Source organism: Flavobacterium sp. 9, from assembly GCF_002754195.1.
In the GTDB taxonomy this organism is placed as follows: Bacteria; Bacteroidota; Bacteroidia; order Flavobacteriales; family Flavobacteriaceae; genus Flavobacterium.
In genome coordinates this window covers 1950305-1966513 of sequence record NZ_PEEU01000001.1, presented here as the reverse complement: position 1 = coordinate 1966513, position 16209 = coordinate 1950305, and the positions used below count along the sequence as shown (strand labels likewise).

The 16209-nt window shown below is 32.4% G+C and carries 16 protein-coding genes and 3 tRNA genes; 7 read left to right on the top strand and 12 right to left on the bottom strand.

Translation table 11 applies throughout. From position 1 onward, the window contains the following. Positions 1 to 127 precede the first annotated feature (127 nt). Both CLU81_RS07570 and CLU81_RS07565 read right to left on the bottom strand, forming a co-directional pair. Positions 128 to 946, bottom strand: coding sequence for a 1-acyl-sn-glycerol-3-phosphate acyltransferase (locus CLU81_RS07570; protein WP_099709264.1), 819 nt, complete (start codon positions 944 to 946; stop codon positions 128 to 130). A gap of 423 nt (positions 947 to 1369) precedes the next feature. Next, positions 1370 to 2515 carry a DUF6438 domain-containing protein gene (locus CLU81_RS07565; protein WP_099709263.1) on the bottom strand — a complete coding sequence of 382 codons (1146 nt, stop codon included), beginning with the start codon at positions 2513 to 2515 and terminating at the stop codon, positions 1370 to 1372. A gap of 484 nt (positions 2516 to 2999) precedes the next feature. Between CLU81_RS07565 and CLU81_RS07560 the strand changes: the two genes are divergently transcribed. Further along, positions 3000 to 3275 (top strand): hypothetical protein, encoded by a 276-nt coding sequence (locus CLU81_RS07560; RefSeq protein ID WP_099709262.1) that lies wholly within the window; start codon positions 3000 to 3002, stop codon positions 3273 to 3275. A gap of 449 nt (positions 3276 to 3724) precedes the next feature. Here the strand turns inward: CLU81_RS07560 and CLU81_RS07550 are convergent, their stop codons facing one another. The 4 genes from CLU81_RS07550 to CLU81_RS07535 all read right to left on the bottom strand — a co-directional run bounded on the left by CLU81_RS07550 (position 3725) and on the right by CLU81_RS07535 (position 5078). Beyond that, on the bottom strand, positions 3725 to 4489 hold the full coding sequence (locus tag CLU81_RS07550) for a HEAT repeat domain-containing protein (RefSeq protein ID WP_099709260.1): 765 nt from the start codon (positions 4487 to 4489) through the stop codon (positions 3725 to 3727). 276 nt (positions 4490 to 4765) lie between these two features. Further along, positions 4766 to 4848: transfer RNA gene (locus CLU81_RS07545), tRNA-Leu, on the bottom strand. A 44-nt stretch (positions 4849 to 4892) separates the two neighbouring features. Continuing rightward, positions 4893 to 4965 (bottom strand) — tRNA-Lys (locus CLU81_RS07540). 40 nt (positions 4966 to 5005) lie between these two features. Next, positions 5006 to 5078 (bottom strand) — tRNA-Lys (locus tag CLU81_RS07535). A gap of 127 nt (positions 5079 to 5205) precedes the next feature. On the opposite strand from CLU81_RS07535, the gene CLU81_RS07530 reads away from it, so the two are divergent. Further along, on the top strand, positions 5206 to 5724 hold the full coding sequence (locus CLU81_RS07530) for a shikimate kinase (RefSeq protein WP_099709259.1): 519 nt from the start codon (positions 5206 to 5208) through the stop codon (positions 5722 to 5724). Here CLU81_RS07530 and CLU81_RS07525 read toward each other — a convergent pair. Both CLU81_RS07525 and CLU81_RS07520 read right to left on the bottom strand, forming a co-directional pair. After that, on the bottom strand, positions 5716 to 6216 hold the full coding sequence (locus CLU81_RS07525) for a phosphoribosyltransferase domain-containing protein (RefSeq protein ID WP_099709258.1): 501 nt from the start codon (positions 6214 to 6216) through the stop codon (positions 5716 to 5718). The genes CLU81_RS07530 and CLU81_RS07525 overlap by 9 nt on opposite strands. Before the next feature lie 152 nt (positions 6217 to 6368). Continuing rightward, positions 6369 to 6758 (bottom strand): RNA-binding S4 domain-containing protein, encoded by a 390-nt coding sequence (locus CLU81_RS07520; protein ID WP_099709257.1) that lies wholly within the window; start codon positions 6756 to 6758, stop codon positions 6369 to 6371. A 79-nt stretch (positions 6759 to 6837) separates the two neighbouring features. Here CLU81_RS07520 and CLU81_RS07515 point away from each other — a divergent pair, with 79 nt between their 5' ends. After that, a complete protein-coding gene (locus tag CLU81_RS07515; protein ID WP_099709256.1) occupies positions 6838 to 7989 on the top strand; it encodes an FKBP-type peptidyl-prolyl cis-trans isomerase in 1152 nt (383 codons plus the stop codon). Positions 7990 to 8192: 203 nt separating this feature from the next. Here the strand turns inward: CLU81_RS07515 and CLU81_RS07510 are convergent, their stop codons facing one another. The 4 genes from CLU81_RS07510 to CLU81_RS07495 all read right to left on the bottom strand — a co-directional run bounded on the left by CLU81_RS07510 (position 8193) and on the right by CLU81_RS07495 (position 11595). Then, on the bottom strand, positions 8193 to 9146 hold the full coding sequence (locus CLU81_RS07510) for a transketolase family protein (protein WP_099709255.1): 954 nt from the start codon (positions 9144 to 9146) through the stop codon (positions 8193 to 8195). 75 nt (positions 9147 to 9221) lie between these two features. Further along, the gene (locus tag CLU81_RS07505; protein WP_099709254.1) at positions 9222 to 10070 is read right to left on the bottom strand and encodes a transketolase; all 849 of its coding nucleotides are present in this window, start codon (positions 10068 to 10070) and stop codon (positions 9222 to 9224) included. A gap of 240 nt (positions 10071 to 10310) precedes the next feature. After that, positions 10311 to 10610 (bottom strand): hypothetical protein, encoded by a 300-nt coding sequence (locus tag CLU81_RS07500; RefSeq protein WP_099709253.1) that lies wholly within the window; start codon positions 10608 to 10610, stop codon positions 10311 to 10313. A 124-nt stretch (positions 10611 to 10734) separates the two neighbouring features. Next, positions 10735 to 11595 carry a polysaccharide deacetylase family protein gene (locus CLU81_RS07495; protein ID WP_099709252.1) on the bottom strand — a complete coding sequence of 287 codons (861 nt, stop codon included), beginning with the start codon at positions 11593 to 11595 and terminating at the stop codon, positions 10735 to 10737. Positions 11596 to 11960: 365 nt separating this feature from the next. On the opposite strand from CLU81_RS07495, the gene tgt reads away from it, so the two are divergent. From tgt to CLU81_RS07475, 4 genes are all read left to right on the top strand, one after another. Then, positions 11961 to 13091, top strand: coding sequence for a tRNA guanosine(34) transglycosylase Tgt (gene tgt / locus CLU81_RS07490; RefSeq protein WP_099709251.1), 1131 nt, complete (start codon positions 11961 to 11963; stop codon positions 13089 to 13091). Positions 13092 to 13180: 89 nt separating this feature from the next. Beyond that, entirely contained in the window at positions 13181 to 14269 is a 1089-nt protein-coding gene (locus CLU81_RS07485; RefSeq protein WP_099709250.1) for an LptF/LptG family permease, read from the top strand. Continuing rightward, complete coding sequence (locus CLU81_RS07480) at positions 14256 to 15143, top strand: DMT family transporter (protein ID WP_099709249.1); 888 nt, start codon at positions 14256 to 14258, stop codon at positions 15141 to 15143. Before CLU81_RS07485 ends, CLU81_RS07480 begins: the two co-directional genes overlap by 14 nt. A 111-nt stretch (positions 15144 to 15254) precedes the next feature. Continuing rightward, positions 15255 to 16208: an acetyl-CoA carboxylase carboxyltransferase subunit alpha gene (locus CLU81_RS07475; protein WP_099709248.1), complete on the top strand. Its 954-nt coding sequence runs from the start codon at positions 15255 to 15257 to the stop codon at positions 16206 to 16208. Position 16209: the final 1 nt, after the last annotated feature.

The window sequence follows — 16209 nt, the reverse complement described above, 5'->3', positions numbered from 1 at the left end:
AGTGTAAAACCTGAATCTTTTGCTTGAAGATTTCCATGTTTTAAACAACTTGAAAGAGGTTTGGAAAGAAAATGTATTTAATTTTCAAGGTTTTTTATAAGCTTCAAATAGATTTAATCTACATTTTTTAATTGTGTAATTGATTTTTGAGAGCGTACAATTTAGTTCTGAGGTTTTTTAACATTTGAGGATCGGAAACTTTACCTTTGACTCTGTCTAAAAAAATGGGTTTTCCAATAGTCATCTTCAAGTCATGTCCTTGTTTGTTAAAGAGTTCTGAGATCAGTTTTGAAGTTTGTAACATGGGGTGAATTGATTTTAACATACTAAAGAAAAAACCATTATTTCCATGAAAATATATCGGCAAAATAGGAACGTCTGCTTTGCACATAATTTTTCCTACTACAGGATGCCACTCAGGATCTGTGATTTTATTTGTCTTAAAATTAAAAGATGATACTTCTCCGGCAGGAAATATTGCAACAGGAACACCTTCTGATAAAACTTTAAGTGTCATTTTTAATCCTGTAATACTAGCAGAATTCTGCACATTTTCAAATGGGTTTACGGCAATAATACATTTTTCAAGATTTGGAATTTCCTTTAATAGAAAATTCCCCATATACATTGTATCAGGGCGTATTTTTGCAATGGTATTTAATAAGGCTAATGATTCGATGCCTCCGTAAGGATGGTTTGCAACAACGATAAAAGCTCCTTCGCGAGGAATATTTAGTAATTCGGCAGCGTCAAATTGAACATTCACGCCAATTTTCTTTAAAGCATAATTAGTAAAATCTGCGCCCTCAAGATTGCCTCCTTCTTTTACCATCTCATTTAAATTGTTAATTTTCATTACTTTCATTAAATAAGAGGATAATCCAGGAATCGGAATTTTAGAAAGGCCGGCAGCTTCAGAAAATTTTTCTTTGGATATCAATGTCATATATTATAGCTATTAAGGTTGAATGCGAAAACTAATAAAAACCTAAAAGGGATAGAATTAGTAATGGATAATATTTATTTGTTGCGTTTTGCTGTTATAATTTAATGACTTGAAGTAAGAATTTTGAAGAGAAGAGATCGTTAATCACCTACATATTCTCATGCAATCGAGGGTAAAGATACTCGGATTTTATATGTGAAAATTTTATATGCGAATAAAAGTAACGATGAAAGGTAAAGAGATACTTTTTCTTAACGTTGTCTTTGTGTTTTCTTTAAAAATTGAATGAAAAATGGTTGAAAATGAAGTTGATAAATATGGGGTTTGTAAAAATAGGCAAATGGTAAGGTAGCTTTCGAATCATAAAAAAAGCCTAACAATTTATATTTTAATTGAAGTACAGCTGTATCGTTGAAGTTTTCATCAGTCGTATTTGTCTTTCTGTCTGAATTTGTCAGTCAGATTATTTTTGGTCAAAAAATTATAGCCAATATCAACAGTTTTGTCCCTGTATTTAAAAAATCTTCCATCGGTATTAATTCTTTCTTTTTTATCTTCGTCATTCCAAAATTCAATCTGGTAACGATTTTCAAATTTATAGGTTATTTCTTTGCCTTTAAAAATTTCGGTTAAAAGATAAAAACTATCAGATTTTGTTAAGTCACAAATTTGATTTCCTTTTGTAAAGCTTATTCTCCATAGTGATAATAAGGGTTTTTCCGTTTTCAAAGGGTTTAGCTTTATTTGCTGATATAAATATCTGACAGGTGTATAAGCCCAAATTAAATCGCTCGGCGATTTTCTTCCGTAGTCGCTAATAGATTTTATTATTTTATTGTTTTTGATAAATGTTATAGAGACTGTCTCGTCATCGGTCCAATTTGCTTCATAATTATCTTTAAGATTCTTTATATCTGCTTTTTTAAAACTGGTTTGAATTTTTTGATATTGATTTTTAGAAATTTTAGATTTAAAAATTCCATTTTTAGTATTATAATGTTGACCGTAAAAGAGAATATTGCCATTATCGTCAATGCTAATATTTGAAACAGGACAAGAGCCATAACAGCCTGAAGACGAAACTATAATTTTGTCGTAATTTTCGCTAGGGTCGATTTTGTATTTTGTTCTCGCGTATTTTGCAAAGATGCTATCGCTTATTTGTGTTGTCAATGTGTCTCCAATAATCGAATGTATTTTTTGATTCTCCCAAGTTTTGCTTACTAGATCTAAAATTTTTAGACTATCATTTTCGATTTTATATTTAGTTGTAGTTCCTAAAAAAAATGTCTTTCTGTCTTCTCTCTCATTTGCTTTGATAAAATTAAAATAGCCAGATTTGTTTTCGCATACATTATTTTCTAAAAAGATGTATCCTGATATGTGGTTGCCAAAAGGAGAAGGCGGTGGAAATTTAATATCGCTAATTTTTTGCGGTTTTCTTTGGTCTTCTGTTTTGATGTAAGTCCACTCGCCAAGAATATTTTTGTTTAATTGAGTGTCATTATTTTTTTGGCAAGAGTATAAAATGAAAACAGTTAAAACGTAAAGTGAAATTTTTTGCTTCATAAATTATTTCTACGATTAATATTATAGTATTGTAAATATAGAAGATTTTTGAAGTAATATGTGGATAATATATGAAGTTGGAGTGATATAGAATTAAAAAAGCGAAAACCTTTATGAATAAAGATTTCCGCTTTTATGTGACCTTGGTGATGCAGAATTCGAACCACTTATTAGGTGATTTAATGGTTTTAAATGAAGTGTAATTTTGCTATTTGAATTTGATATCATTATTTGGAGTCGTGTTCTCTTTTATCAAAATAGCAAGGCTACTGAAATTCACGCTCATGTTAGTACGGATAGTATTTAATAAATAAAAGTCTTCTGATAGTTTATTAGATAAAAATCCTATTTTTGAATATAAATAAAGATCGATATTTGTCAGATACGACGACGTAATTTAGAGTAGATAAGTCGGACATCGTTAGAAATATATATAAGTAAGCTGTTATTTTACCAGAACGACAAGAAAAATGAAAAAATCAATATGAAAAAAGCACTTAAGATTATTGGAGTTTATATTTTGCTTATTTTTTTAGATTTTAGTTGCGCGCCACTAGAGCATGTGTCAATAAACGATATTGAATTTAGGAGCGCTACAATAAAAGACAGAGGCGATAAACGAGAATTTAATAATTATGTTGAAACTTCAGTTTTCAAGAATGATATTGTGTTTGCTATAACAGAAAAAACAGAAAGAGTTGCAAGTTTAAATTTGAGATTAAATAATAAATGTTATGCGACAACTTTTGAAAAAATCTAGGAGAATTCAATTTTAGAAGAATCATTTTCCCTCAAACTAGACAAGGATTTTACTTATAAAGATATTCTAATAAATGCAAATCAGAATTTATTGACAATATCAGAAATTAGAAACCAAATATCAATCTTTGAATCATATCAAGCTTTTGGAAATAAAATTATTGAATTTAGTCCTGGTTTTGTGCAGGATGCAATTTTTAGTAATGAAGTTTACCACGTAGAATTTGAATGTAAAACAAGTGATAACAAACTTTTCAAGAAAGTAATAGAAGTTAAATTTGAAAATTAGAAATAGATCAGCTAAAGCCTAATACAGGTGTTTTTAAAACTAGAAGAAAATCATAAGAACTTTCGAATCATAAAAAAAAGAGCCTGAGAATATATATTCTCAGGCTTTTTGTTTTTATTGTGACCTTGACGATGTAGAATTCTTACCGTTTGTTAGAAGATTTAAAGATTCTGGTGGGAGTTTAAATGTTTAGCTTTTGCTATTTCTCGCTCGTTAATTTCTTCTATTGCACTTTGAATAAAACATTTTAAATCATTACTCCTTGTTCTTTTAAATTCTGCTTTCAATATTTCTAATGATTTTATTGTTCCTGTGGATTTAAGTGTTGCGCAAACCATACATTTAGTATGTTGGTCACTGGTGTTAAATTTTTGTATTAAAATTTCTTCTAAATCATTGTGTTCGGAGTTTTTTAAAGCATTAAGTGCGTCAATTCTATTTTGGTATGTTCCTTTTAATAGTAATTGTTTAAGATAGTCAATATTTAGAGTAGTGGGTTTTTTCAATTCATTAAGCCTGCTTAGAACAGTTGTAATTACTTCTTCTTCATTAGTTTTTTTGAGTTCTGAAATCAAAAAGTCGAAAAGCTCGTAATCTTTGCAGTTTGCGCACAAGCTACTTAGGCATCTTAAAACGAATTTTTTATATTGAAAAAAATCTTTGTTCTTAAGTAATTCAATAAGTTCGGGTTTTAAGTTTATATCACTTAATTTATCAGAAATTCTATAAGCATACCAGCTAGGAAAATCTTCACTTCCTAAAGATTGATCACGTTTCTGCTTTTTAATTATATTGTTTGAAATTGGATTGTTGTTTCCCATTTCTATAATTAAAGTTTTTGCATCAGAGTTTTTTAACCTGGCTATTAGGTTTTCTTTGTCTTCTTTAACTTTTTCGTCTAAACTTTTAAATAGTCCAAATAACATAGTTTTGTTTTTTCATAATTGCAACTAACTTGTTTGCAACTAATTTTGTAGCTGTAAATCAACTGCTTTAATAAACGAAGATAAAATTAATTTATGGATTGTTTTTATCGCTGTTATGATAAAAAACTTAATTTATAAATTATAGATCCGTGATAGGGTTCAAATCAAAATCTTTAATAAATACTGGAGTTTTTGAAAACTGGAAGAAAATCATAAGGACTTTTGAATTATAAAAAAAGCCTGAGAATCTATATCCTCAGGCTTTTTGCTTTTATGTGACCACGGTGGGATTTGAACCCACACGCCCTTACGAGCACCACCCCCTCAAGATGGCAAGTCTACCGTTTCTCCACGTGGCCTTAAATAAAAAAAGGTCAAGTAAAATAAATTACTCGACCTTTTGTGACCCGACTGGGGCTCGAACCCAGGACCCCATCATTAAAAGTGATGTGCTCTACCGACTGAGCTATCGAGTCATTGCTATCAAGAAAAGTATTTGTTAAATCACAAAATTTGTGACCCGACTGGGGCTCGAACCCAGGACCCCATCATTAAAAGTGATGTGCTCTACCGACTGAGCTATCGAGTCATATTCTTTCCTTGAATGCGGGTGCAAATATAAGGAGTTATTTTTGATATTTGCAAGCAATTTTGTTTTAAATTTGTGTTTTTTTAATCAAAATTTACAACGCCTTAATTTATAGGTTCTTATTAAAATGAAAAAGATTATATTATTAGGATATATGGGGTGCGGAAAGTCAACCATCGCTCAAAATCTTTCAAAATCTACAAATATTCCGTTTTTGGATTTAGATAAATGCATCGAAAAAAGAGCAAATTTGTCTATAAATGAGATTTTCGAACAACACGGAGAGATATATTTTCGAAAATTAGAACACGAAATGTTTCTGGAATTACTTCAATCTTCAGAAAACAGTATAATTGGTTTAGGCGGAGGAACGCCATGTTATGCTAATAATCACGAATTATTAAAAAGTGATGATGTTACTTCGATATATTTAAAGGCTTCAATAGAGACTTTATATGATAGATTGATACATAACAAGAGTAAGCGTCCGCTAATTGCTGATATGAATGAAGAGGAAATGAAAGAGTTTATTGCAAAGCATTTATTCGACAGAAGCTTTTATTACAATCATGCGCAACATAAAGTTACAGTTGATAATAAAACTGTCGAAGAAACGGTTGATGATATTTTAGAGATCTTAGCTTAAAAAGGCATAATCATCGCCATTCTCGTCAAAAACAACCTGAACATGCTCAAGTAGAGATGTAGATAGTGAAATACCCTTAAAGTCAGCTTTTACAGGGTATTTTTTATGATTTCTATCAACAAGTACTGCTGTTTTGAATTTCTTAAGCGGAACGTCTAAGAAATGACGAACAGCATAAATTAAGGTTGTGCCTGAATTTAAGACGTCATCAACAAGAACCAATCCTTTGTTTTCGTATTCTGAAGCTGTCAAAGAGGTTTGAATTGGTAATTGTGGATTTTGTTTGTCGACTTTAACTTCGCAAAGTGATACTTTAAGTGTTGAGATGTTACTTAATGCCGAAGCAATTTTTTGGGCAAAAACAGATCCGTTAGAAGCGATTCCGGCAATCACAATTTCTTCTTCGTCTACAAACGTTTCGTAAATTTGGTATGCAATACGTTTTATTTTGTGTTCGATTTCCTGATTGGTTAAAATGATGTTTTTGCTCATGATTTATTTTTTTGCTAAAGTACAAATTTAAAATTCCAATATAAAAATTCCAAATTCCAATGTTGAGGTTTTGATTTTAGAATTTCCTGAGACTTGAAATTTTAGTTTGCAATTTTGTTATTCAGTTAATTTTTGAATTTAAAAATTGGATTTTATTCTGTTTCGTCCTCGTCAAAAATTTCATTACCATATTCGTCGATATCTCTTCGATCTTTTTTGGTAGGTCTTCCGGTTCCACTCTTGCGATAATGTTCTTTGGATAGTTTTAATAGTTCTAAATGTGCATAAGCTTCGGCCGGCGTTTCATTTTTTCTATATATATCAACAAGTTTTGCTCCAACACGACTTTCGGGAATATCGAGTACAGTTATAATTTGTGTAATCTGGTCTTTTCTAAAAGTAATTTTGTCCGTTGGAAAAACTTCTTTAGAAGGCTTGGCAACTTGCCCATTTACAGTAATATGGTTTTTTTTGCACGCTTCAGTTACCATGTTTCTGGTTTTGTAATAGCGCACGCACCATAAGTATTTGTCTATTCTCATAATTTTTCTAAAATCAAAGTTAAATTCTTTACAAAAATAAATCAATATTGTATCTTGCGCACCTAAAAAATTAACAATAATGAATAAATTTAAATTTTATTTTATTTTATTGCTTGCGGGTATTTCTTTCGTTTCTTGCTCTAAAAAAGATGATGATGAGGTAGTGACAGTTCCATTAAGAGATTATGAAGTACAGTATAAAGCTGATAATGATTCGATTGAGAAATATCTTAAAACCCATTATATTAAGGAAGTCACAGCTAATTTTGATATTACTTTTGAAAAAATCCCGGCTAATGGAACACAAATATCTATTATGGACCAAAAGGATTATGAATTAGCAACCAGATCTGTTTACAATCGTGGTGTTAATTATAAAGTTCGTTATTTAATTTTAAATAAAGGAACAGGGTTGTCACCTTGTAATACTGACCGAGTTAATGCAGCATATTCAGGGAATTTATTAGATGGAACTGTCTTCGATAATTCTTATGGTATAGGAAGAAGTTTTGAGTTATATGTATACGTGAATAGTCCTGTTATAGATGGTTGGGGAGAGATCTTTCCTCAATTTAAAACGGGTACTTCAAAAACTTCTGATAATGGTACGGTGACTTATGAGAACTTCGGAGCCGGAGTTATGTTCTTGCCATCAGGGTTGGGTTATTATGCAAATACACAGACTAATATACCAGCTTATTCTCCGTTAATATTTAGTTTTAAATTATTTGATCTTCAGAGATTGGATCACGAATATACTTTTTCAAATGGTAGTGCAGTGAATGTTGGAGATGGTATTCCTGATTATAAAGAAGATCTTGATGGCGATGGTTATCTGTATGATTTGAGAGATACGGCAAGATTTCCAAATCCTCCTGATAGTTATAAAGTAAATTACGATACAGATGGTGATGGAATTCCTGATTTTTTAGATTTGGACGATGATGGTGATGGATATTCTACTAGATTTGAGGTTACAAAACCAGTAGATGCTCCGGTTACAGGAGTGAGTTTGATTTATCCTTGGGATCCTATTGCGGATAATCCGGCGACGCCAAATACAAATGAATCTGAAACTTTTGGTATTCCTAGAAGACCTACAGGTGCGCTTACAGATCCTAGTAAACCAGAATCTATTGATAATCCACGTAAATTTGTAGATGATGATTATAAAGTTAATCCAAGGTTAAGAATACATTTGGATAAAACATATCCTTATCAAAAGAAATAAGTCTCGACTTTAGTATATAAAAAAACCTCGAAATCATTTTCGAGGTTTTTTTATGTCTAAAAATTAGAGCGTAGACTTTTGATTCGATTGAAGATAATTCCTTTTGTTTGAGGTTTTAATTCTTTAGAAGGTAGGTCAGTTGTAGTAATAAAAAACCTCGAAATCACTTTCGAGGTTTTGTATAAAGTAAGAAAATCTAAAAATTATTTTCTTTTAATAACTCTTTCTACAGCTTCAACAATTGCTTGATTGTTTAATTTGTATTTGTCCATTAATTGCTCTGGAGTTCCAGATTCACCAAAACTATCGTTTACAGCAACAAATTCTTGCGGAGTTGGGTTGTTTAGGGCTAATACTCCAGAAACACTTTCTCCAAGACCTCCAAGGTAGTTGTGCTCTTCTGCAGTAACTATACATCTTGTTTTAGCAACCGATTTAAGAATTGCTTCTTCATCAAGAGGTTTGATTGTGTGAATGTTGATTACTTCAGCAGAAATTCCTTTTGCTTCTAATGCTTCAGCAGCAATAAGAGCTTCCCAAACTAAGTGTCCTGTAGCAACAATTGTAACATCAGTTCCTTCGTTTAATAAAATTGCTTTTCCAATTACGAAAGGCTCATCAGCAGGAGTGAAGTTAGGCACAACCGGACGTCCAAAACGTAAATAAGCAGGGCCATGGTGATCTGCTAATGCTAAAGTTGCTGCTTTAGTTTGGTTGTAATCACAAGTGTTGATTACAGTCATTCCCGGCAACATTTTCATTAATCCAATATCTTCTAAGATTTGGTGTGTAGCTCCATCTTCACCTAATGTTAAACCAGCGTGAGAAGCACATATTTTTACGTTTTTATCAGAATAAGCAACTGACTGACGAATTTGATCATAAACTCTTCCTGTAGAGAAGTTAGCGAAAGTTCCTGTAAAAGGAATTTTTCCGCCAATTGTTAAACCTGCAGCGATACCAATCATGTTAGCTTCTGCGATTCCAATTTGGAAAAAACGCTCTGGGTGATTTTTTTTGAAATCATCAAATTTTAATGACCCAATTAAATCAGCACAAAGTGCAACTACATTTTCATTTTTTTGACCTAATTCAGTCATTCCCGCTCCAAAACCCGAACGAGTATCTTTACTTCCTGTATTTTCGTATTTTTTCATTTTGTTTTTTTGCTATACGCAATAGGCTATAGGCAATAGGCGTAAGGCTTACTGCTTAAGGCTTAAAGCTAATTTTTAATAGTCTGCTAAAGTTGAGATGTTTTGAGCTAAAGCACTTGCTAACTGATCGTTGTTTGGTGCTTTACCATGCCAAGCATGAGTGTGCATCATGAAATCCACACCATTACCCATTTCAGTATGTAGTAAAATACAAACTGGTTTACCTTTACCGGTTCTTGATTTTGCATCATTTAAACCTGCAAGAATAGCATCGATATTGTTACCTTCTTTGATTTCAAGAACGTCCCAGTCAAAAGCTTCAAATTTAGCACGGATACTTCCCATTGGTAAAACTTCGTCAGTTGTACCATCGATTTGTTTTCCGTTAAGGTCAATAGTCGAGATAATATTATCTACTTTTTTTGCAGAAGCATACATGATAGCTTCCCAGTTTTGACCTTCTTGTAATTCTCCATCTCCGTGTAAAGAATAAATGATATGATTATCACCATTTAATTTTTTAGCCTGAGCTGCTCCAAGAGCTACAGATAAACCTTGTCCTAATGAACCAGAAGCAATACGAACTCCAGGTAATCCTTCATGAGTTGTTGGATGTCCTTGTAAACGTGAGTTTAATAATCTGAAAGTTGCAAGTTCTGAAACAGGGAAATAACCACTACGTGCTAATACGCTATAAAATACAGGAGAAATATGTCCATTTGAAAGGAAGAAAAGATCTTCTCCAATTCCGTTCATATCAAAACCTTCTTTACGCTCCATAATATTTTGGTATAGAGTTACCAAAAATTCAGTACAACCTAGTGAACCACCTGGGTGACCTGAGTTGACAGCATGTACCATTCGAAGAATATCTCTTCTTACTTGGATAGTTAAATCGCTTAATTGTTGTGTGTTAGGCTTCATTTTATATGTAAAAGTTAAACTGATGCAAAAGTAATCGTTATTTTGCGGGCTGACAAATGATTTTTCGCTTTAGTTTGGCGTATTTGTTAAATTGCGGTCGTTTTTTTCTCGATATCAAATAAAAACTCGTATTCGTTTAGATTATTTGAATGAGTGCTCTTTATCTGACTCTATTTTTGATGATTATTTAAAATAAAAAAGCCCCAATTGGGACTTTCATTTTTAATTGTTTTGAAAAGTTTATTCTGTGTCACCTTCGCTATAAAAATTGTTTTCTTCGTCTTCAGATCCAATTTCTTCTTGTTCGTCATCAAGTTCAGAACCCGGAACATCTAAATCATTTCCAAGTTTATCGCTGTTTTGTTTCCATTCGTGATCTTTAGGCATGATGGTTTCGTCAGTTGAAATTTCTTCTAAATCAATGTTTTCCTGTTTGTTTTCGTGATTGTAAATATCTTCACTTGCCGGATAATCTAAATTTTCCAGATTTCTTTCAATTTGATCTTCTTTTATAGGATTGTTGTCTTCTGAATTTATCATGATTTCTACTTTTTTAAGTGGATACTAAAGTTATGAAATTATTGGATTCAGAATGTTATATATTTAATTGACAAAGTTTTAGTATTCACATAATGAGTCATTATCTCATTTTCTAATTGGCAAATTATCTAATTCCCTGAATTTCTCTCCATGTTATTAATTGAATATTATTTTTCTGAAGTTGTAATTTACATTCTTCACTTGTGAAAAAATCGAAATCAATCTGACGCCATTCGGAGCCAAAGTTTGGGTGATTTATAGTGATTCCCTGCATTTCAAAATCATCGAAAGCGGGATGAAGCAAAAAGACGTTGAATCCTGGTTTTGTGTTTTCTAAAGCTTTTTTATATGAATCTTTAAGTTCGCCTTTTTCGAAGTCGCTGAAATATCCAATTAGAAGATTGTCGGATACAAGTGTGTTTTCGAAATCATATTTTTCGTCCGATAAGCTTATTGATTCTACAAATTGTTTGTTGATGAAAACTGGTAAATTATAGATTCTTCCTAGTTCTTTGTAGATTTCTAAAATTTCGGGAGTAACGCCAACGCTGCACATATGTGAGTCGAGATGTGTAGGTTTGATTCCGAATTGTAATGCTTTTTCGATTTGTGCCGTAAGCTCTTTTTTTATTTCGGATGGTTTTGCGTTGTTTTTGAAATCTGCTCGGGTTTTATAAAAATAACCGTTTTTGTCGACTAAACTTGATACTTTGGTTATTGGAAGAATTGGACCGAATTTGTAATTTTCCCATTCGCAAGTCAGCGTTAGATGGATTCCGCAATCGAATTGTGGATTATTTTTGGCGAATGTTGCCATTTCAAAAAACCACGCACATGGAACCATTATACTATAGGAGTTTACAGATCCGTTTTGGAGTGCTTTTATAGTAGCTTGATTTTCGGAATGTGATAATCCGGCATCGTCGGCATGAATGATTAATAGTTTGGTGTTTTCTGGATATCCAAGTTTTTGAGCTAAGTTCATTTTATTTTGTTTGTGTTATGGGCACGCGGGGCTTCGACTCCGCTCAGCCTGACAATAATTTAGTTTCTTTTGAAACTCTAACTGATTTATTCAAATTTAGAAATTTCTCTTGGAACTGTCACTTCTTTTTTTGCGTTAGGGATAGAAGCGGATAGCCCACAGCCTGACGAAGGAAGCGCGAGGACTTGCAGTGGATAGCCCGTTCGCCGCGGCGAAAACGCCCAAAATACTTAAATTCCAATTTTAGAAATTCCAAACTCAAAACTTATGGTTGCGATAATCATTATCTAATTTTCTAATTGCCAAATTATCTAATTTATTTTCCCTGAAATTAGCTTATCTTTGCCGACTGAAAAAAGAAACAGATGAAGTTTGATTTATTACAAAAAGATCCGCAATCTAAAGCTAGAGCGGGAAGTATTACTACAGATCACGGCGTAATTGAAACGCCTATTTTTATGCCTGTTGGGACGGTTGCTTCTGTAAAAGGTGTGCACCAACGCGAGCTAAAAGAAGATATTAATCCGGATATTATTCTGGGAAATACATACCATTTATATTTACGTCCGCAGACTGAAATTCTTGAAAAAGCAGGTGGATTGCATAAATTCATGAATTGGGATCGTAATATTTTGACTGATTCTGGTGGTTATCAGGTTTATTCTCTTTCGAATAATAGAAAAATTAAGGAAGAAGGAGTAAAGTTTAAATCACACATTGATGGTTCTTATCACTTTTTTTCACCGGAAAGCGTAATGGAAATTCAGCGTACGATTGGAGCTGATATTATCATGGCTTTTGATGAATGTACGCCTTATCCTTGTGACTACAGATACGCACAACGTTCGATGCATATGACGCACCGTTGGTTGGATCGTTGTATCAACCATTTGGATAAAGTACCTTATAAATATGGGTATGAGCAAACGTTTTTCCCGATTGTTCAGGGAAGTACTTATAAAGATTTACGTCAACAATCGGCTGAATATATTGCAAATTCAGGACAGCAAGGTAACGCGATTGGTGGTTTGTCTGTAGGGGAACCTGCGGAGGAAATGTACGCAATGACTGAGGTTGTTTGTGAAATTTTGCCGGAAGATAAACCTAGATATTTAATGGGTGTTGGAACTCCGATTAATATTTTGGAAAATATTGCGTTAGGTATCGATATGTTCGATTGCGTTATGCCAACTCGTAATGCCAGAAATGGTATGTTGTTTACGGCAAACGGAACAATTAATATTAAGAATAAAAAGTGGGAAGCTGATTTTTCTCCAATTGATGAAATGGGACATACTTTTGTAGATACTGAATATACAAAAGCTTATTTACGTCACTTATTTGCTGCTAATGAATATTTAGGAAAACAAATTGCTACGATTCATAACCTTGGTTTTTATATGTGGTTGGTTCGTGAAGCCAGAAAACATATCTTAGCAGGAGATTTTAGACCATGGAAAGAAATGATGGTTAAAAATATGAGTCAAAGACTTTAAAATATAGTTTCAAGTTTGAGGTTTCAAGTTTCAAGTTCTCACCAGAACGTGAAACTTGAAACCTCAAACAAAACAAACAAAAAAAATATATGCTGACGATAATAGATAAGTATATTTTAAAAAGATATTTAGCGACTTTTTCGGTAATGATATTATTATTTATTCCAATTGGAATTGTAATTGATGTCTCTGAGAAGGTTAATAAAATGCTGGAAAATAAGATTCCGTTTACTGAAATCGCAATCTATTATTACAACTTTACAATTTATTTTGCGAATTCATTATTTCCGATTTTTCTGTTTTTATCAGTAATTTGGTTTACCTCAAAACTGGCAAATAATACTGAGATTATTGCAATTTTGAGTTCTGGAATTTCTTTTACACGTTTCTTAAGACCATACATTATTGGTGCTTCTATAGTATCAGTTTTTGTGCTTTTGATGGGATTTTTTATTGTTCCTGCTGCCAGCGAAGGCTTTAATAATTTTAGATATACGTATCTAAAAGGTGGAGGAAAAGCAGAGATGATGGGGAATAATACTAATGTGTACAGACAAATTAATGATAATGATTTTATTTTTGTAAATAGTTTTAATGAAGAGTCTAAAACGGCTTTTAATTTTTCATTAGAGCATTTTGAAAAGGATAAATTGACGTATAAAATTACGGCAAGTCGTATTAAATGGGATCCGAAAGCTAAAACATATATTCTATACGATTATACAAAAAGAACGTTAGGGGATTTGAATGATGTAATTGAAAAGGTACCGGAAAAAAAGGTAGCTTTTAAATTTGAACTGGCAGATTTAACTCCGGTAGTTTATATTGCAGAAACACTTCCGCTTGGAAAATTAATTGACTTTATTGAAAAAGAAAGGAAAAGAGGTTCCGGAAATATTAATACTTATTTAGTTGTACTTTATAAGAAATATAGTGTTCCGGTTTCCGCTTTTATTTTGACTATTATTGCGGTGGCAGTTTCGTCAATGAAACGCCGTGGTGGTATGGGAACGAATTTGGCTATTGGAATTGCAATTGCGTTTTCTTTCGTATTCTTTGATAAAATATTCGGTACTCTTGCCGAAAAATCTACATTCTCACCTTTATTAGCCGTTTGGTTCCCAAATATAGTTTTTGGAATTCTGGCGGTTTACTTATTACGCAATGCGAAACGATAATTTAAAAAGTTATTTAAATCTACATTTAATTGTTTTTATCTGGGGTTTTACAGCCATTTTAGGCGCTTTAATTACAATTGATGCTGAAAATTTGGTTTGGTTCAGAATGCTTCTTGCAATGATTTTTTTAGGAGCATTTATTGTCTATAAAAAACAATCTTTTCAAGTTCCGATAAAAGAACTCTTTAAACTGATTTTTGTTGGTTTACTGATTGCTCTGCATTGGATATTCTTTTTTAAAGCAATTCATGTTTCTAATGTTTCAATTACGCTTTCGATATTTTCTTTGGGAGCATTTTTTGCCTCTTTATTAGAACCGCTTTTTTACGGAAGAAAAATATTGTTTTATGAAGTTTTCTTTGGATTAATTATAATTGCCGGACTTGCTTTGATCTTGCAAGTTGAAATTAAATATCTTACAGGTGTTTATTATGCATTGGCAGCCATTATTCTTGGTGTTTTATTTACCTTGATGAATGGTAAATTAATCTCAGATCATGAACCGTCTGTTATTACATTTTATGAATTTGGTGCAGGAGTTTTCTTTATTTCTGTTTATTTTTTAGTTCAGGGAAAATTTACTGCCGACTTTTTTACAATGTCATTAGATAACTGGATTCTATTACTCGTTCTTGCATCTGTTTGTACAGCTTATGCATTTACTGCTTCGGTAAAAGTGATGCAGAAACTAACACCTTATACGGTGATGTTAACGACTAATTTAGAGCCTGTTTACGGAATTATTCTGGCTTATTTTATTCTTGGAGGAAAAGAAAAAATGAGTACGGAATTTTATATTGGAGCCATTATAATTGTAATTACAGTTATCTTAAATGGCGTTTTTAAACATTATAAAAATAAGAAAGAACTGTAATAGTTTACTTATTTTTAAATCACAATTTGATACTTTACTAACAATTAACTGTGCCAATGATATAATATTTTTATATTTGCGGTTCGATTTACAAACAAAATTCAAAAATCCATGGAATATTTAGATTTTGAGCTTCCAATCAAAGAACTTGAAGAACAGTTAGAAAAGTGTGTTATTATTGGAAAAGAATCTGATGTTGATGTAACACCAACCTGCAAGGAAATCAACAAGAAATTAGTAGAAACTAAGAAAGAAATATACAAAAACCTTACGGCTTGGCAACGTGTTCAATTGTCAAGACATCCAAATAGACCTTATACTTTAGATTATATCAGAGCAATTTGCGGTGATACATTTTTAGAACTTCACGGAGACAGAAATTTTAAAGATGATAAAGCTATGGTTGGTGGACTAGGAAAAGTAAACGGACAATCGTTTATGATCGTTGGTCAGCAAAAAGGTTTTAATACAAAAACACGTCAGTACCGTAACTTTGGTATGGCAAATCCTGAAGGATACCGTAAAGCTTTGCGTTTGATGAAAATGGCAGAGAAATTTGGTATTCCGGTTTTGACTTTGGTAGATACTCCGGGTGCATATCCAGGACTTGAGGCCGAAGAAAGAGGACAAGGAGAGGCTATCGCAAGAAACATTTTTGAAATGGTTCGTTTACAAGTGCCAATTATCACAATTATTGTTGGAGAAGGTGCTTCTGGTGGAGCTTTAGGAATAGGTGTTGGAGATAAAGTTTATATGTTAGAGAATACTTGGTATTCTGTAATTTCTCCAGAATCTTGTTCTTCAATTTTATGGAAAAGCTGGGAGTATAAAGAACGTGCTGCCGATGCTTTGAAATTGACTTCATCTGATATGAAAAAACAAAAATTAGTTGATGATGTTATTCCGGAACCACTAGGAGGAGCGCACTATGATCGCGAAACTACCTTTAAAACAGTTGCCGAATACATTACCAAAGGATATAATGAATTGAAAGACTTATCAACAGCCGACTTAATTGCCCAAAGAATGGACAAATACAGTAATATGGGCGAGTATAAAGAGTAAA